Annotated in this window: 11 protein-coding genes; all 11 read right to left on the reverse strand. The window is 66.5% G+C overall.

All coding sequences use genetic code 11. From position 1 onward, the window contains the following. Nucleotides 1–2 precede the first annotated feature (2 nt). Entirely contained in the window at nucleotides 3–332 is a 330-nt protein-coding gene (locus ACZ6IE_RS11585; RefSeq protein WP_464608060.1) for a hypothetical protein, read from the reverse strand. A gap of 89 nt (nucleotides 333–421) precedes the next feature. Continuing rightward, nucleotides 422–718, reverse strand: coding sequence for a WXG100 family type VII secretion target (locus ACZ6IE_RS11590; protein ID WP_464608061.1), 297 nt, complete (start codon nucleotides 716–718; stop codon nucleotides 422–424). Between the two features lie 156 nt (nucleotides 719–874). Continuing rightward, nucleotides 875–5,413 (reverse strand): FtsK/SpoIIIE domain-containing protein, encoded by a 4,539-nt coding sequence (locus tag ACZ6IE_RS11595; RefSeq protein WP_464608062.1) that lies wholly within the window; start codon nucleotides 5,411–5,413, stop codon nucleotides 875–877. Nucleotides 5,414–5,470: 57 nt separating this feature from the next. Further along, nucleotides 5,471–6,754 carry a hypothetical protein gene (locus ACZ6IE_RS11600; protein ID WP_464608063.1) on the reverse strand — a complete coding sequence of 428 codons (1,284 nt, stop codon included), beginning with the start codon at nucleotides 6,752–6,754 and terminating at the stop codon, nucleotides 5,471–5,473. 93 nt (nucleotides 6,755–6,847) lie between these two features. Beyond that, entirely contained in the window at nucleotides 6,848–7,669 is an 822-nt protein-coding gene (locus ACZ6IE_RS11605; RefSeq protein ID WP_464608064.1) for an amino acid ABC transporter ATP-binding protein, read from the reverse strand. Beyond that, nucleotides 7,656–8,318: an amino acid ABC transporter permease gene (locus ACZ6IE_RS11610; protein ID WP_464608065.1), complete on the reverse strand. Its 663-nt coding sequence runs from the start codon at nucleotides 8,316–8,318 to the stop codon at nucleotides 7,656–7,658. The genes ACZ6IE_RS11605 and ACZ6IE_RS11610 overlap by 14 nt, the downstream gene beginning before the upstream one ends. A gap of 258 nt (nucleotides 8,319–8,576) precedes the next feature. Next, the gene (locus ACZ6IE_RS11615; protein ID WP_464608066.1) at nucleotides 8,577–9,389 is read right to left on the reverse strand and encodes an amino acid ABC transporter substrate-binding protein; all 813 of its coding nucleotides are present in this window, start codon (nucleotides 9,387–9,389) and stop codon (nucleotides 8,577–8,579) included. A 213-nt stretch (nucleotides 9,390–9,602) separates the two neighbouring features. After that, complete coding sequence (locus tag ACZ6IE_RS11620; protein ID WP_464608067.1) at nucleotides 9,603–10,289, reverse strand: hypothetical protein; 687 nt, start codon at nucleotides 10,287–10,289, stop codon at nucleotides 9,603–9,605. Nucleotides 10,290–10,388: 99 nt separating this feature from the next. Next, on the reverse strand, nucleotides 10,389–11,159 hold the full coding sequence (locus tag ACZ6IE_RS11625; RefSeq protein ID WP_464608068.1) for a hypothetical protein: 771 nt from the start codon (nucleotides 11,157–11,159) through the stop codon (nucleotides 10,389–10,391). Between the two features lie 170 nt (nucleotides 11,160–11,329). Continuing rightward, nucleotides 11,330–15,211 (reverse strand): DNA-directed RNA polymerase subunit beta', encoded by a 3,882-nt coding sequence (locus ACZ6IE_RS11630; protein WP_077055055.1) that lies wholly within the window; start codon nucleotides 15,209–15,211, stop codon nucleotides 11,330–11,332. Between the two features lie 48 nt (nucleotides 15,212–15,259). Then, entirely contained in the window at nucleotides 15,260–18,751 is a 3,492-nt protein-coding gene (rpoB, locus tag ACZ6IE_RS11635) for a DNA-directed RNA polymerase subunit beta (protein WP_464608069.1), read from the reverse strand. Nucleotides 18,752–18,785: the final 34 nt, after the last annotated feature.

The following is an 18,785-nucleotide window of genomic DNA, read 5'->3' on the forward strand; positions in this document are numbered from 1 at the left end:
GTTCAGTATGCCGTGGGGCCGTGGGGTGTCGGTGCGGGCGCGTTCTCGGGCGGGGCATCGAGGGCCTTGGCCAGCTCGGCATCTGCCTCGGTGAAGGCATCGTTGATGGCTTTGAGGGTGTCGCGCAGGGTGGTCGCCGAGGCGATCATCTCCTCGCGCTTCTTGTTCCACTTGTTGCCGAAGTTCTCGACGGTTTCGCGCAGCTTGTCGTCGCCGACCGATTCGGCGAGATCCGACGCGAACGATTCGGAATCTTCGAAAGCCGTGATGGCGGTCGACATGCTCGATACCGCGTCATCCAGTGTGTCCGAACGAATTTTCAAATCCGCCATGATGTGTCCTTCGATGTGGTGGCGACGACTGTGGGTGAACAGAGGGATGGCGGGGCGCGGGCTCTGTCACCCACACCCCGCCGAGGGTGTTAGCCCTTGATGGCGTTGGCCAGCTCCTGGTCGGTGTTCTGCAGAGCGTCGGCAGCCTTGTTCAGGTAGTCGGACAGACCCTGGATGCCCGAAACAGCCTGCGTGGCACCGGTCGTGAACTGCGTGTAGGAGTCGTGGAAAGCACCCGACGCCGCGTCGGTGACGAAGCCCGACGACACCAGGTCGCCGACCAGACGCTGCAGCTCGTTGAGCTTGTCCTCGAGGGCGCCCTTACCGGTCAACAGCTGGCCGGCAGCGGTCTTGAGGTCACCGTAGGTTACGTTGAGGTTTGCCATGATGTTGCTCCTTTTGTGGGTGAAAACGGGGTGGTACTGATGTCAAGTTATGGATGCCGGTGGGTTCTGCGTCACCGTCTATATGAAACCTAACGAATGCATTCGGCGGCGTCGATGGGGAGCACTCCCCATGCCACTCCCCCTCCTCGCTACCGCCTAGGCAAGTGGCATCTGCACGCGCTGGAACTTGCCCGACGCCACCATCACGCCGCGGCCCTCCGGGAACTCGGCGCGCGTCATCCGAGGCAGGGATGTCTTCACGATGACTTCGCCGTCCATGGTCTCGGGCTGCAGCAACAGGCCCCGGCGCGCGTTCTTGAACTCGCCGAGCAGCGGCCAGGAGCTGGTCCACGAGCTCGACTCCGCCTCGCCGATGACGAGGTGGTCGCTGCGCTTGGCCGTGCGGATCATGTCGACGAGCGGGTTGTCGGCCGAGGTCTGCAGGAAGTCGGCGAGCTGCTCGATGATCACGACGATGCGTCCCTCGGTGTCCTCGTCGGACATGGCCGCGCTCAGGTCTTTCGCCAGTTCGGCGGCCTGCTCGATGGTGGTCGCCGTGGCGACGAATGCGGGGTCGCTGGCGAGCGGCGAGCGCTTGTTGCCGACGTAGTAGAGGCGGGTGTCGTCGCTCGCGCGTCGCAGCGTGGCGGCGAGCGCGCGCAGGGCGTTCGACCGACCGGATGCGGGCGGCCCCGACACGAGGAACGTTCCGGCCGCTTCGAGCCCCACCGGCCCGAGGTTCTCGTCGCCGATGCCCACGACGGGCAGGCCGTTGACGGTGGCCGGCAGATCGTCGACGGGGTATTCGCGCGGCAGCGATCGCACGGGCGGCACGGGTTTCACACCCGCGCGCGTCATGGCGGCGGCGAGCGCGGCGGTTGCCTGCGACTGTTCGGCGAGCACGGGGGTTCCGCCGAGCACCGCGATCTGGGTCTCCTCGCCCTCGACGATGGCTCGACCGGCAGGCGACGCGGCGCTCAGGATGTCGTTGGGCACGTCGAGCAGGCCGTAGCCCCCGTCATCCGCGAGCCTCAGCACGACGCGACCCTGCACGCTCGACGACACCGAGCCGGGCACCGAACCCGGGCGGTCGGCCGTGAACGCCACGTGGATGCCGAGCTGGCGCCCGTCGGCGATGATGTCCTGGAACACCCCGTACCACTGCGTGCGGCCCGAGGGAACCTCGTAGTCGGCCCGGAACGCGGGGAACCCGTCGATGAGCAGCAGGATGCGCGGCTCCTCGGGTTTGTTCGCCAGCCGCCGGTAGTCGACGATCGACGCCGCGTTGGCCTCGGCGAAGCGGGGCGCGCGCGATTCGAGCTGCTGTTTGAGGTAGCGCATGAGCCGGACGACGCGTTCGTTGTCGTCGCCGTTGATGATCGACCCCACGTGGGGCAGCGTCTCGAGCATGCGCAGGCTGCCGGCGCCGAAGTCGAGGCCGTAGACCTCGACGGGTCCGCCGCGCGGCGTGATGGCCGCGGCCGTGGCGATCGTGCGCAAAACCGTGCTCTTGCCCGTTCCACCCGTGCCATAGACGACCAGGTGGCCGTCGAGGTCAGGGCGGAAGTAGGCGGGCTTCTGCTGCTGCGAGTCGGGCAGGTCGGTCACCCCGAGGAGTAGTTCGGCGTCGCTGCGCTGCCGCAGCTTGCCGAGGTCGTACACCTTGGCGAGTTCGTCGAGCCAGGGGCGGCGGGGCGCGGGGATGGCGGCGGATGACGACGCCTGGATGATCGAGGTGACGAGCCGCTGCTGGTCGGTGGGCCCGAGGTCACGGTTCTCGTCCACGTCGGTGCGACGCGCCTCCTCCCAGCGGTTCTCGGCGCCGAAGCGCAGCTCGGAGACCTCGATGCCCGGACGCTCGGGCTCGCGCGCCGTCCATCCGCCGGCATAGCCCGACTGGAAGGTGCGCAGACGGCCGGGGCCTGTCTTGGCGAGGCCGCGGCCCGGGATGGCCGGGTCGAAGTGCGCGGCATCCTTCACGCCCACGACGTCTTGGCTATCGCTCTCATCGGCCATGCGGAGGGCCACGCGGAGGTTGGTGTTGGCGCGCAGGTTGTCCTTGATCACGCCGGCGGGTCGCTGCGTGGCCATGATGAGGTGGATGCCGAGCGAACGTCCGCGCTGGGCGATGTCGACGACACCGTCGACGAACTCGGGCACCTCGCCCACGAGGGCGGCGAACTCGTCGATCACGAGCACGAGCGCCGGCGGGCTGTCTGGGTCGCCGCGCTTCTCCAATTCGAGAAGGTCTTTCGCCTTCTTGCGGTTGAGGAGGTGCTCGCGGAAGTGCAGTTCGGCGCGCAGGCTGGTCAGGGCGCGGCGCACGAGGTGGGGGCTCAGGTCGGTCACGAGACCCACGCAGTGCGGCAACGTGACGCAATCGGCGAAGGCCGAACCACCCTTGTAGTCGACGAAGAGGAACGTGACGCGGTCGGGGCTGTACTCGGCGGCCATGCCGAGCACCCAGGCCTGCAGGAACTCGCTCTTGCCGGCACCCGTCGTGCCACCCACGAGGGCGTGCGGGCCCTGCGTGCGCAGGTCGAGGTGCATGGCTTCGACACCGGCCGATCCGACCGTCGCACGCAGCTTGCCGGCACGGCGCTTCTTCGGCTCGACGCCGGGGCGCCTGTCGTGGATCGAGTTGTTCTGGCGCCACCGGTCGATCACGGCCTCGCTCTGTTCGACGAGTTCGTGCCCGAGCAGGCTCACCATCGACACCGAGCGCGGCAGGTCGCTCGAGTCGGCCGCGATGGCGCCCGCATCGATGACGGATGCGAGGCGCTTGGCGTAGTCGAGCGCGACCGTCTCGTCGATCAGCTCGGTCACGGCGTCGTCGACAGTCTCACCCAGGCGCACGAGCCCCACGACGGCGTTCTCGTCGCCGTTCGGCAGCGACAGGTAGGTGCGGCAGACGGCGGGCAGCGCGGGCACGTCGTCGGCGACCCAGATCGGGTAGATGCCGACATCCGCGGCCTGTTCCGCAAGCTGCACGAGGCGCGCGCGGTCGACCGACACGTCGTCCGAGATGATGACGACGACGGCGGGCAGGGGCGCATCGACGCCGTCGTCCTGACCATCGCCGACATCCGCACCGCGTTCGATGGCGGCGCGGTCGATGCGCAGGGCTCCACGTTTCGCGGCCTTGCGCTTGTCCGCCGCGCGCTGCTGCACGAGACCCTCGAGCTCCGAGAGCAGGGCAGCGGCACTCGAGGCGCCGTCGGCGAGGTGGATGCCCTCGATGGGGCTCTGCGGCGACGAGGTGTGCGGCATCCACTTCAGCCAGGTCAGGCGTTCGGACCAGGCGGGGCTCACGAGGGCAGCGACCGCCATCTCGCCGGGCGAGTGCAGGGCCGTCAACTGCACAAGGATGCTGTTGAGCGCACCCGCCGCCGCGGCCCCCTTTCCGGCGACGCCGAGCGCGCCGGAGTCGTAGAGGTTGTCGATGAGGGGCACGCCCGGCACGAACGCGGTCTTCTCGATGAGGGCGTCGAGGCGTTCCTGGAATTTGGGCAGCAGATCGCCGCGTTCGCTCGTCTTGATCGAGTTGCGCGAACGCATCGAACCGACGCCGAGGCGCACGTTGAGGAACGCCCAGTGCTCGGGGCGACGCGTCCAGAGGGCCGGTCCGCGGCGCATGGCCTGCTCGAGCGCCTCCCCCGTCGATGGCGCTTCGGCGAGCCGGATCTCGCGCTCGATGATGGCTTCGCGCTGCAAGCGTTCGTCGAGGTCTTCGAGATGCGTGTCGAACTGCGCGATGGCCTTCTTCAGGCGGCGCTTGTCGCGCGTGCGCGTGGTGAGGTAGTTGCCGATGAGCATCATGGGCGTCATGGCCACGAAGAGCAGCGAGATGGGGTTCTTCGTGATGAGGAACATGGCCCCGCCGAGCAGCATGGGCGTGAGCATGGCCAGCAACGGGAACGGCTGGTTCTCTTTCTCGGCCGGCACCTCGGGCGCTGCGAACTCCTGCCCGGCATAGCGGCGCTCGACGCGGGGCGACCGGTTGAAGAAGATGGGCCCGGCCTTGGGCGCGCCGGCACCCGCCACGCTCTCGTGCACGCGGATGCGCAGTTCGGTCTCGCCGAGCAGGATGGTGTCGACGTCGCGCACGTGCAGGCGCGTGACGATGCCGCCATCCACCTCGACGCCGTTCGCCGAGCCCAGGTCGATCACATCGACGCCGTCGCCGACCTCGAGCCGCACGTGCTTCTTCGAGACCATGCGGTCGTCGAGAACGATGTCGCACACGTCTTCGCGGCCGATCGTCACGCTGCCCTCGCTGAGCGACAGGGTGCGGCCCTTTTCCGATCCCGTCAGGATCTCGAGCGTCGCGAGCGTGGGCGCGTTGCCCGTTTTGGCGGGCGAGAAGTAGCGGCCGGCCTCGGTCAGCGCGACCGTAGCGCCCGAGCCGATCCAGGCTTCACCCACGGGGGCATCGGGGGGCAGCGTGAGCCACTCGCTGTGCCCGGGCAGCGCCGCCTGCAGGGTGAGATCGGGCAGGGCGTCGTCCACGAGACCGGATGCGGGAGCCCCGGCACCAACACTCGGGCCGGCGTTGCCGTCCGCCTGGAACGGTGACGCCGGGTCGACGCGGGCGATCGTCGCCGCCACCTCGGCGATGGTGGCGGCGGCATCGGTCGTGACGACGATGTCTTCAGTGCTGCCCGAGGATCGCGCAAGAGTGAGCTTCAGTCGCATGGGGTGTCGTACCTTTCACCGGGCAGGCCCGGCGGCATGTCTCACCCCGGGACGGTCTTACCCTACCCGTGAGCGGTCGCTCTGCGCCGCCAACTCGTCGTCGTAGACGCGGCGCGCCTCGGCGTGCTGTTCGCGCAGCTTGCGTCCGCGGCGACCCACCCAGGCTCCGAACCAGATCGGAAGCTCACGGGCGACGATGAAGGCCAGCAGCGCGCGCGAGTCGATGAGCGAGCGGAAGACGAAGTCCGTGAAGTCCTCGGGGCGCGATTCGGCGAGCGAGGCCGTGACCGACAGCACGGCCACGACGCTCGCGTAGGCGAGGACACCGACGATGAGGCCGAAGAGCACGTGCAGCCATCCGCCGGCCCGGTTCACGATGAGAACCCAGAGGATGCAAGCCACCAGGTAGACGAGCACGGGCACCCAGAAGACGGGTGTTCCGAGGGCCTGGAGGACGCCCTGCGTGCCGTCGTCGACGGACGGGTCGAGGAAGAAGAAGGTGACGAGGTAGATGATCGCGCCATAGATGGCCGCGAAGACGAGGCTCGAGAGCAGCATGACGCCGATGCCGAAGCCGCGGTTGCTGCGCTTCACGGGCGTGGTCGGGGCCTGCACCTGGATGGAGCGGCGCTCCTCGTCGTTGACCGTGTGCGCGGTCGTGGTCGTCGTGCCGCGCTCGTCGCGGATGGCGGCACGCTCGCGGTCGGTGAGGTCGCCGTCGATGTGCGCGGCGGTCGCGGTGTTGTCGGTGTTCGCGGCGCGGTCGGCGTCGCCTGTGCGGTCGGCGCGCGAGTCGTTGTCGCGACGCGTGTCGTCGTGGCGCGCGGCAGCGACGGATGCGGCACCCGCGGTTCCGGCGACACCCGCGGCGGCCGGGGCGAAGCTGTGGTCGCGCGTGTCCTCGTCGCGCACGCGCGCGTCGGAGGCACGGTCGGCGTCGAGCGTGCCGTCGTGTCCCGTGTGCGAAGCCGCGGCGTCGTGATCGGATGCGCTCAGGTTGTCGGTCGCGTCCGCCTGCGTCGCCCGGGGCGACTCGTGAGTTTCGTGCGTCTCCTCGTGTGACTCAACGGGCACGACAGGTGCGGCCGGGCTCGAGTCGGCGTGCGCGTCATGCGCATCGCCCGACCGCGCGCCGCCAGCGGTGCCCGCTGCGGCCTGCTCGTCGACGACGGGATCGTACATCTCGGTTTCACGCACGGTGCGGTCCTCTTCGGCGGGCACGGCGTCGTAGTCGACGACATACTGTTCGCCCGGCTGCGGCTGTGTCACGGGGGGCTGCTGCTCACCGTTCACGTCGTGGTTGCCGCGGTCGTTCTGTGCGTCGTGCTCGTTCGTCGCCATGTCGTGCTCCTCGCTGTTCCGGGCCGGGCCCGCGTGGCGCCCACTCTACTGCCGGGCGCGGGCGGGTCGCACGAGGTGGCGCCGCGAGGCGATTTATGCGTCGGCGACCGGGTCGTCGCTGCCGAAGGGGTGCAGGATGCGCCGCAGGAACTGCTTGGTCCGCTCTTCACGCGGCGACTGGAACACCTGTCGCGGCGCCCCGCGCTCGACGATCACGCCACCGTCGAGGAACACGACCTCGTCGGCGACCTCCCGCGCGAACGCGAGTTCGTGGGTGACGACGACCATGGTCCAGCCCTCGGAGGCGAGCTCGGCGATGACGGCGAGCACCTCGCCGACGAGCTCGGGGTCGAGCGCCGACGTGGGCTCGTCGAAGAGCAGCAGATCGGGTTTCATGGCGAGGGCTCGCACGATTCCGACTCTCTGCTGCTGGCCGCCCGAGAGCTCGAACGGGTAGGAGTCGCGTTTGTCCGCCAGGCCCACGCGGTCGAGCAGCACGAGTGCTTCTGCCGTTGCCTGTTGCTTCGACATCCGCTGCACCTGCACGGGGCCCTCGATCACGTTTTCGAGCACCGTGCGGTGGGGGAAGAGGTTGTAGTGCTGGAAGACCATGGACGTGCGGTTGCGCGCGGCCAGCACACCCTGGCGGATGTCGCGGTCGGCGAAGTCCACGCGCACGTCGGACCCGATCTCGAGCACACCCGCTTCGGGGCGTTCGAGGCCGTTGAGCGATCGCAGCAGCGTCGTCTTACCCGAGCCCGACGGACCGATGAGCGCCAGCACCTGGCCACGCGCGACATCCAGGTCGACACCGCGCAGCACGCGGTTCTCGCCGAAACGCTTCTCGAGACCCGAGACACGCAGCAGAGGTTGGCTCACTTGCCCGGGGCGCCGGGCCGGCTCAGTGTGCGACATAGCGGTCCAACCTCTTCTCGAGAACGTTCTGGCCGGTCGACAGGGCCATGCAGATGATCCAGTAGACGAGGGCCGCTTCGAGGTAGAGCAGCATGAACTCTTGGCTGAACGCGGCGATGCGCTGGGCCTGCCTGAACAGCTCGGTGACGAGGATCAGCGAGGCCAGCGAAGTGTCTTTCACCAGGCTGATGAACGTATTCGACAGGGGCGGCACCGACACGCGCGCGGCTTGCGGCAGGATCACGCGGCGCAGGGTCTTGGCGGGTGACATGCCGAGCATGTACCCGGCCTCCCACTGCCCCTTCGGCACCGACAGGATGGCCGCGCGGATGACTTCGGCCGCATAGCCGCCCACGTTGAGCGAGAACGCGATGATGGCGCTCGGCCACGGGTCGAGCTTGATGCCGAGGGACGGCAGTCCGTAGAAGATCACGAACAGCTGAACGAGCAGGGGCGTGCCGCGGATGATCGAGATGTAGACGCGCGCGATGCCCGAGAGCAGGCGGTTCTTCGACAGCCGCATGAGGGCAACGCCGAGGGCGAGCACGAGGCCCACGACGAACGAGACGAGCGCGAGCGGGATGGTGCCCATGATGGCGCCCGAGACGATCGGCCAGAGCGAGGTCCAGAAGAGCTCGAGATTGTCCATCGGATGCCTCGCCTCTCTTCTTTCGCTCGTTGATCACACGCTGGGCGAAAAGCCCCGATCGGTCTATCCTCGCAGCCGCGGCTGCACGTCGCACCGGGCTTGCGCTCGAGATGACTCTTCGCCCGCCGCGACGTCGCTCTGAACGAGCGCGCCTCTCTGGGTGTGAACAGTCTGCCCTCCGCGCCCGTGTCCGGCGGCCGGCCCAGCCGAGCGGTGTGTGGCAGGAGCGCCCGGCCAGGCCGAGCGCTCCGTTCGTGCTTACTGGCTGACGTCGCTGCCGAAGTACTTCTCAGAGATCTCGGCGAGCGTGCCGTCGGCGCGCAGGTCGTCGAGGGCCTTGTTGATGGCGTCGGCCAGGTCGTCGCTGCCCTTCTTCAGGGCGAAGGCGTTGCGCGACACGTCGTCGAGCTCGGCGGCGACCTTGATGCCCGCATCCGGCTGCTGCTTCAGGTAGTCGAGGTAGGTGAGCTTGTCGTTGACGGTGGCGTCGACGCGGCCCTGCTGCAGCAGCTCGACGGCCTGCGCCCATCCTTCGACGTCTTCGACGTTGGCACCGGCCGTGGTGGCCACATCGTGCCAGTTGCTCGTGAGCGACTGAGCCGTGGTCTTGCCGGACAGGTCGTCGAGCGACGAGATGTCGTTGTTGTCCTTGGCGACGATGACCACACCGGGCGAGATCGTGTAAGGCTCGGTCATGGTGTACTTCTCTTCGCGCTCGTCGTTGATCGACACCTGGTTCGCGATGATGTCGAAGCGGCCAGCCTCGAGGCCGGCGAAGATGCCGTCCCACTGGGTCTCTTCGAACTTCACGTCGACGCCCAGCTTGTCGGCCACGGCGGTCACGACCTCGACGTCGTAGCCCGTGAGGTCGCCAGCGCCACCCTCGTGGTAGCTGAACGGGCGGTAGGTGCCCTCGGTTCCGACGACGATCGAGCCGGCATCCTTGATCTGCTCGAGGCTCGTGGGCTCTGTGCTGCCCGAACCCGAGTCTGCTCCACCCGACGAGCACGCGCTCAGCCCGAGGGCGAGCGCACCGGCGGCCACTGCGGCGAAAATACGACGTGACGACATGGGGATGTTTCCTCTCGTTCGCACCCGCAACGACCAGCGGATGCCTCAGCACAAGTTACGTGGCCCGAACCGCCCCCGCGACTCGATGTCGCGGTGTTACGGCAGCCTCCGCCGTGTCGTCGCACCAGGCCTCGGCACGACCGGCTCGGAAAGCTCGACCTCGTGCTGCAACGCGCGCGCACCCCCGCTCATTCCTGGGCCGAGCGACTTTTTTCAGCCCCAGAGCGTGCGGACCATATCGGCCGTGTAGCCGGCCTGCGGCCAGTTCAGCCAGTCGGTCGCGAGCCAGACGTTCTCCCGCAGGAAATGCGACTGCCCAGACGATCCGCCCTCGGAGTCGTCCTGCACGACACAGCGCGTGCCACCCGCCTCGGCGTAGCAGGAGAAGTCGGCCGCGCGCAGGGCGGCCAGGGCGGCCGCGGACTGTTCGGCGGTGACCTGCTTGACCTCGGTGATGATGGCGAATTCGCCGGCCTCACCCCAGCTGCAGCGCAGACCGGGCAGGTCGGCGAGCAGCGCCGCGACGGCGGGTGTCGAGCTCGCGGGTTCTTCGGCGATGGTTTCGTCGTTCAGCGGGCCGCCCGCTTCGAGCGTGGCGAACATGCGGGTGCTGTAGACCTGGTCGCAGCTCTGCGGATTCGGTCCGGTGATCACGGGCGCGGCGGCCGCGGACTCGCTGGGCTGCGGCCGCGCCGTTTCGCTCGAACCACCTGCGCCGGAGCTCGAACCGCCCGCTCCCCCATCCGACCCACCGGCGTTCGTGCCTCCGAGCCCCTGCATACCGACCAGGACACCGGCCACCAGCACGACGATCAACACGATGCCCGCGGCGATGGCGAGCGTGATGTTGCGGCGACGCACGCGGTCGTTCGGCGTGGGGGCTGCACTGTCTGCGGTCACGGTCGATCTCCTCGGTTCACGATGCCTTCACCTTACCCAGCCAAGCTGCACCGAGCTGGGCCGCGACCTGCGCCGTCCCGAGCGCGGGAACCCGTGCGGTTACGAGAACAGCGTCTCGACGATGCCTTCGCTGTAGTTCTCCGGCGCCACGTTGACCCAGTGGGTCGCGATCCAGAGATTCCCTCGCAACACGTGCGAGTAACCCGCGACACCTGTTCCAGCTTCGTCGTCGCGGAACTCTTGCGTGCACCGGATTCCACCCAACTGATCGCCACACTCAGAGCCGTTGGCCTCGAGAGCTCGCACCGCTTCGGCGCTCTCCTCGGGCGTCACCTGGACTACCCACGTCTGGATTCCGTACTCACTCGGCCCGCCCCAGGAGCACGCAAGCTTGTCATTCGCTTCGAGAAGCGCGTTCACATCGTCGTACATCGTCAAGCGTTCGTCAGAGACCACTCCCGGGTGATTGAACGGCAGGTCGGTCGCATTCGAGAGCTCGCTCCACTGCTGCGGCGTGTAGATGGCCTCACAGTCGGTCGGCACAGCCACCTGGTCCACGGCACCGCTCGCGTCGTCGGTCGGCTGAGCGGATGCGGCGGGCCCGGGTGTCTGCGACGTACCGGGCGTCTGAGCCGTCTCCGTTGCCACAGCGCTCGGCGCGCCCGCGCCTGCAGCATCGCCGCCGCTGTTCGAGGCTCCGAGGAGTGAAGCGGTCACGATCCCTCCGACGACGACGACCGCCGCGAGCACCCCGCCGACGATCCAGCCGGTGCGGCTCTTTCGAGGCGCGGTCAGGCTGTCGGCCGAGCCGTCCTCGCCCCCGCTGCGATTGTTGTCGAACCGCTCGGTCCGTCCGTCGTCGTTGCTCACTTCTGCTCCCCTGGCACGCCACGCTCGCTGCGTGTTCCCACATCATGTCAGCCCGCATATTCGCGCAGCAGCATGCCGCCATAACGGTCTCGTAACGCACGAAAAGAGGGCCCCGGCAGATGCCGGGGCCCTCTTCACACACTCAGCCGAAGCCGGGCGTTGGGTGCTGCTTAGTTGTAGGTGCCGGGAGTGAAGTCGTCGCTCGAGAAGGTGTCGAAGTCGACGAATCCGAGGTCCGCTTCATCGAACGCGCCATCGGACGCGAAGATGCGGTTCGGGTAACGCTCCGCCTTCGCCTCTTCCGTCGCCTCGACGGTGACGTCGCGGTACTTCGCGAGTCCCGTTCCGGCGGGGATGAGCTTACCGATGATGACGTTCTCCTTGAGGCCGACCAGCGGGTCGGACTTGCCTTCCATGGCGGCCTGCGTGAGAACACGCGTGGTCTCCTGGAAGGAAGCCGCGCTCAACCACGATTCGGTGGCCAGCGACGCCTTGGTGATTCCCATGACTTCCTGACGGGCCGAGGCCGTGCGCTTGCCCTCGGTGAGAGCGGCACGGTTCAGCTCGTTGTACTTCATGCGGTCGACGAGCTCACCGGGCAGCAGGTCGGTGTCACCGTGATCGACGACAGTCACCTTGCGGAGCATCTGACGAACGATGACCTCGATGTGCTTGTCGTGGATGGGGACACCCTGCGAGCGGTAGACACCCTGCACGCCACCGACGAGGTGCTTCTGCACTTCGCGGACGCCCTGCACGCGCAGGACTTCCTTCGGGTCGACGGCACCGATGTGCAGCGGCTGACCGAGCTCCACGTGCTGTCCGTCCTCGACGAGGAGGGTTGCACGCTTCAGCACCGGGTAGATCACTGCTTCGTCGCCGTTGTCGGGCGTCAGGATGACCTTGCGGCTCTTGTCCGTCTCCTCGATGGTGATGCGTCCCGGCGCCTCGGCGATCGGGGTCGCACCCTTCGGGGTACGGGCTTCGAACAGCTCCTGCACGCGGGGAAGACCCTGCGTGATGTCGTCTGCCGACGCGGATCCACCGGTGTGGAAGGTACGCATCGTGAGCTGCGTTCCGGGCTCACCGATCGACTGGGCCGCGATGATACCGACGGCCTCACCGATGTCGACGAGCTTGCCGGTGGCCAGCGAACGGCCGTAGCAGGCGGCGCAGACACCGACGCTGGACTCACAGGTCAGCACGGAGCGGACCTTGATCGTCTCGACGCCAGCGGCAACGAGCTTGTCGATGAGAACGTCTCCGACGTCGTCTCCGGCTTCGGCGACCACGGTGCCCTGGGGGTCGACGGCCTCGGCGGCGAGCGAACGAGCGAACACGGAGTTCTCGACGTTGGCGTCGCGCACCAGGGTGCCGTCGGCATCCTTCGCGGCGATGGTGAGGGTGAGGCCCTTGGTGGTCCCACAGTCCTCGTCGCGGATGATGACGTCCTGCGAGACGTCGACGAGTCGACGCGTCAGGTAACCGGAGTCGGCGGTACGAAGCGCCGTGTCGGCCAGACCCTTACGGGCACCGTGCGTGGCGATGAAGTACTCGGCCACGGACAGGCCCTCGCGGTAGGACGAGATGATCGGGCGAGGGATGATCTCACCCTTCGGGTTGTTCACCAGGCCTCGCATACCGGCGATGTTGCGGATCTGCAGCCAGTTACCACGTGCACCCGACGACACCATGCGGTTGATGGTGTTGTCTTCGGGGAAGTTCGCACGCATGGCCTCTGCGACCTTGTCGGTTGCCTCGGTCCAGATCTGGATGAGTTCCTGACGACGCTCGGAGTCGGTGATCAGACCCTTCTCGAACTGTGACTGCACCTTGGCGGCCTGCTTCTCGTAGGCACCCACGATCTCGCGCTTGTTCGGCGGAGTGAGGATGTCGGAGAGAGCGACCGTGACACCACTTCGGGTCGCCCAGTGGAAACCGGCGTCCTTGATGTTGTCGAGGGTGGCAGCGACGACCGTCTTGGGGTAACGCTCGGCGAGGTCGTTGACCAGCGTCGAGAGTCGGCCCTTGTCGGCGACGTCTTCGATGTAGGGGTAGTCGTAGGGCAGGGCCTCGTTGAAGAGCGCGCGACCGAGCGTCGTCTCGAGCAGGTACGGCTTGCTCTCGTCGAAGTCTTCGGGCGTCTGTCCTTCGGCGAAGTGAACGCCTTCGAGACGGATGCGCACCTTGGCGTTGAGGTCGAGCGAGCCCTGGTCCTTCGCGAGAATTGCTTCTGCGACGGAGGAGAACGCGCGGCCTTCGCCCTCGACACCCGACTTGAGGGTGGTGAGGTGGTGCAGACCGATGATCATGTCCTGCGAGGGCAGGGTGACCGGGCGGCCGTCGGAGGGCTTCAGGATGTTGTTCGAGGCGAGCATCAGGATGCGCGCTTCGGCCTGGGCCTCGACGGACAGCGGGAGGTGGACAGCCATCTGGTCGCCGTCGAAGTCTGCGTTGAACGCAGCACACACGAGCGGGTGCAGCTGGATGGCCTTACCCTCGACGAGCTGAGGCTCGAACGCCTGGATGCCGAGACGGTGCAGCGTGGGTGCGCGGTTCAGCAGCACGGGGCGTTCGCGGATGATCTCTTCCAAGACATCCCACACCTCGGCGCGCGAACGCTCGACCATGCGCTTTGCCGCCTTGATGTTCTGAGCGTGGCTCAGGTCGATCAGGCGCTTGATGACGAACGGCTTGAAGAGCTCCAGGGCCATCTGCTTGGGCAGACCACACTGGTGCAGCTTCAGCTGCGGGCCGACGATGATGACCGAACGACCCGAGTAGTCGACGCGCTTACCCAGCAGGTTCTGGCGGAAACGACCCTGCTTACCCTTCAGCATGTCGCTGAGGGACTTGAGGGCACGGTTGCCGGTACCGGTGACGGGGCGACCGCGACGACCGTTGTCGAACAGCGCGTCAACAGCCTCTTGAAGCATGCGCTTCTCGTTGTTGACGATGATCTCGGGGGCACCGAGGTCGAGCAGACGACGCAGACGGTTGTTGCGGTTGATCACACGACGGTAGAGGTCGTTGAGGTCGGACGTGGCGAAGCGGCCACCGTCGAGCTGGACCATGGGGCGCAGCTCGGGCGGGATCACGGGGACCACGTCGAGCACCATGGCGGCCGGCGAGTTGCCGGTCTGCACGAAGGAGTTGACGACACGCAGGCGCTTGATGGCGCGGATCTTCTTCTGACCCTTGCCCTCGGCGATCTGCAGGTGCAGCAACTCGGCCTCGGCCACGAGGTCGAACGAGAGGAGGCGCTTCTTGATGGCCTCGGCGCCCATGTAGGCGTCGAAGTACAGGCCGAAACGGTCCTGCAGCTCGTGGAACACGGCGTCTTCCGGCTTCAGGTCGCCGACCTTCAGGTTGCGGAAGTCGTCCCAGACGCGCTCGAGGTGAGCGATCTGCTCGTCGTACGACTTGCGGGTCTGGCTCATCTCCTTTTCGGCGGCGTCCTTGGTGCGACGCTTCTGGTCGCTCTTGGCGCCTTCGGCCTCGAGGGCCGCGAGGTCGTCTTCGAGCTTCTTCAGACGGTCGGCGATGCGGCTGTCGCGCTGGTCACCCAGGGTCTTGATCTCGAGACGGAGCTCGTTCTCCAGACCGGGCATGTCAGCGTGGCGGGCCTCGTCGTCGACGTCGATCACCATGTAGGCGGCGAAGTAGATGACCTTTTCGAGGTCCTTCGGCGCCATGTCGAGCAGGTAACCGAGGCGAGACGGGACGCCCTTGAAGTACCAGATGTGAGTGACGGGGGCGGCGAGTTCGATGTGGCCCATGCGCTCACGGCGCACAGACGACTTCGTGACCTCGACACCGCAGCGCTCACAGACGATGCCCTTGAAGCGGACACGCTTGTACTTGCCACAGGAGCATTCCCAGTCACGCGACGGTCCGAAGATCTGTTCGCCGAACAGACCGTCCTTCTCGGGCTTCAGGGTGCGGTAGTTGATGGTTTCGGGCTTCTTGACCTCACCGTACGACCAACGACGGATGTCGTCAGCGGTAGCCAGGCCAATGCGAAGCTCGTCAAAAGTGGTTACGTCGAGCAATTTCTCTCCTACTTAAGAAAACTCGTGAGTTCTTTACAGGGGCCTGGTTTAGATCTCGTCGATGGACGAGGACTCGAACCGGGAGGAAATGTTGATGCCGAGCTCTTCGGCGGCGCGGAATGCGTCGTCGTCGGTGTCGCGCAGGCTGACCGCGGTGCCGTCGGCCGAGAGGACCTCGACGTTCAAGCACAGCGACTGCATTTCCTTGATGAGCACCTTGAAGGATTCGGGGATACCCGGCTCCTGGATGTTCTCACCCTTGACGATGGCTTCGTACACCTTCACGCGGCCGAGGATGTCGTCCGACTTGATGGTCAGGAGCTCCTGCAGGGCGTAGGCGGCACCGTATGCTTCGAGCGCCCACACCTCCATCTCACCGAATCGCTGTCCACCGAACTGCGCCTTACCACCCAGCGGCTGCTGCGTGATCATGGAGTACGGGCCAGTGGAACGGGCGTGGATCTTGTCGTCCACCAGGTGGTGGAGCTTCAAGATGTACATGTAGCCGACCGAGATCGGGGCGGGGAAGGGCTCTCCGGAGCGGCCGTCGAACAGACGCGTCTTTCCGGTCGAGTCGATCAGGCGCTCACCATCGCGGGTGAGGGTCGTCGAATCGAGCAGACCGGCGATCTCTTCCTCGAAGGCACCGTCGAACACGGGGGTCGCAACCTTGGTGCCGGGGGCCGCGCTGTGCGCTTCCTTCGGCAACTTCTTCGCCCAGGCGGGCGAACCCTCGACATCCCAACCCTGCTTGGCGACCCAACCGAGGTGGGTCTCGAGCACCTGGCCGAAGTTCATTCGACCGGGGATACCCAGCGGGTTCAGGATGATGTCGACAGGAGTTCCGTCGGCGAGGAACGGCATGTCCTCGACCGGCAGGATCTTGGCGATGACACCCTTGTTGCCGTGACGACCGGCGAGCTTGTCACCCTCGGTGATCTTGCGCTTCTGGGCGATGTAGACGACCACGCGGCGGTTGACGCCCGAGCCCAGCTCGTCGTCGCCGTCTTCGGAGTTGAACTCCTTGACCGCGATGATCGTGCCGCGCTCACCGTGGGGAACCTTGAGGCTCGTGTCGCGGACTTCGCGGCTCTTCTCGTTGAAGATCGCGCGCAGCAGTCGCTCTTCGGCGCTCAGCTCGGTCTCACCCTTGGGCGTGACCTTGCCGACCAGGATGTCGCCGGGGCGAACCTCGGCGCCGATGCGGATGATGCCGCGCTCGTCGAGGTCCTTCAGCAGGTCGGGGCTCACGTTCGGAAGGTCACGCGTGATCTCTTCCTTGCCGAGCTTCGTGTCGCGGGCGTCGACCTCGTACTCCTCGATGTGAATCGAGGAGAGCACGTCGTCCTTCACCAGGTTCTGGCTCAGGATGATCGCGTCTTCGAAGTTGTGACCTTCCCACGTCATGAAGGCGACGAGGAGGTTCTTTCCGAGGGCCAGTTCACCGTTCTCGGTGGCGGGGCCGTCGGCGATGACCTCGCCGGCCTCGATGCGGTCACCCTCGGTGACGACAACGCGGTTGTTGTAGCTGGTGCCCTGGTTGGAGCGGTCGAACTTGCGCAGGTAGTACTCCTGCGTTCCACCCTCGTCGAGCTGCACGGTGACGACGTCGGCGGAGACCTCGGACACGACGCCCGACTTCTGCGCGGTGACAACGTCTCCGGCGTCGACGGCGGCGTAGCCCTCCATACCCGTTCCGACGAGCGGCGACTCGCTGCGCAGCAGCGGGACGGCCTGACGCTGCATGTTGGCACCCATGAGGGCGCGGTTCGCATCGTCGTGCTCGAGGAAGGGGATGAGCGAGGTCGCGACCGACACCATCTGGCGCGGCGAGACATCCATGTAGCCGATTTCTTCAGCGGGAACGAGGTCGACCTCGCCACCCTTCTTACGAGCCAGGACGCGGTCTTCGGCGAAGCGCGCGTCGGCCGTCAGAGGAGCGTTGGCCTGGGCGACGATGAAGTCGTCCTCTTCGCTCGCCGTGAGGTAATCGATGTTGGTGGTGACTTCGCCGTCGACGACGCGGCGGTACGGGGTCTCGATGAACCCGAACGCGTTGATGCGTGCGAAGGAGGCGAGCGAACCGATCAGACCGATGTTGGGGCCTTCAGGGGTTTCGATGGGGCACATGCGGCCGTAGTGGGACGGGTGAACGTCTCGCACCTCGACGCCGGCGCGCTCACGGGACAGACCACCGGGGCCCAGCGCGGAAAGACGACGCTTGTGCGTCAGACCGGCGAGCGGATTGTTCTGGTCCATGAACTGCGACAGCTGCGACGTTCCGAAGAACTCCTTGATCGCGGCGACGACGGGGCGCACGTTGATCAGGGTCTGCGGCGTGATGGCCTCGATGTCCTGCGTGGTCATGCGCTCGCGGACGACGCGCTCCATGCGGCTGAGGCCGGTGCGCACCTGGTTCTGGATGAGCTCACCGACGGCACGGATGCGACGGTTGCCGAAGTGGTCGATGTCGTCGACGTCGAGACGGATGTCGACGCCCTTGCCATCGCGCACACCGGAGTAGGTGGTCTCGTTGCTGTGCAGGCGCACCAGGTACTTGATCGTCGCGACGATGTCTTCGACGGTCAGGACCGAGTCGCTGAGCGGCGCATCGATGCCGAGCTTGCGGTTGATCTTGTAACGACCCACCTTGGCCAGGTCGTAGCGCTTCGGGTTGAAGTAGAAGTTGTCGAGCAGCGCACGCGCAGCCTCGGCAGCGACCTGCTCGCCCGGACGGAGCTTGCGGTAGATGTCGCGGAGGGCATCTTCCTTGGTGAGGATCGTGTCCTTCTCGAGGGTGAGCTCGATGGACTCGAAGCCCTTGAACTCCTCCATGATCTCTTCGGTCGTCAGACCGAGAGCCTTGAGGAACACCGTGACCGACTGCTTGCGCTTGCGGTCGATGCGGACGCCGACCTGGTCGCGCTTGTCGATCTCGAATTCGAGCCAAGCACCACGGCTCGGGATGACGCGAGCCGAGTAGATGTCCTTGTCGGACGTCTTCTCCTGCTGACGCTCGAAGTACACACCCGGCGAGCGGACGAGCTGCGAGACGACGACACGCTCGGTGCCGTTGATGATGAACGTGCCGCGCTCGGTCATGAGCGGGAAGTCGCCCATGAAGACCGTCTGAGTCTTGATCTCACCCGTGAGGTGGTTCATGAACTCGGCCTCGACATAGAGAGGAGCGGCGTAGGTCTTGCCACGCTCTTTGCACTCGTCGATCGAGTACTTCTCGGGCTCGAGGTAGGGGTTGGCGAACGACAGCTGCATGGTCTCGCCGAGGTCTTCGATCGGAGAGATCTCTTCAAAGATCTCTTCGAGACCCGAGTGGCTCGCGAGGTCGGTGCGACCCTGCGCGGTGGCTTCTTCGACGCGTGCCTTCCACACGTCGTTGCCCACCAGCCAGTCGAACGACTCGGTCTGCAAAGCGAGCAGATCCGGAACCGTCAGCGTGTCGGTGATTTTAGCGAACGACAGACGGGAAGCCCCGCGGCCGTTCTTGGGTGAGTTGGTGGATGCGTTGCGCGCAGCAGCCAAGGAAATAACCTCCGTGGACCCCGTCGGGTCAAGT

The organism is Okibacterium sp. AC114, from assembly GCF_979253355.1.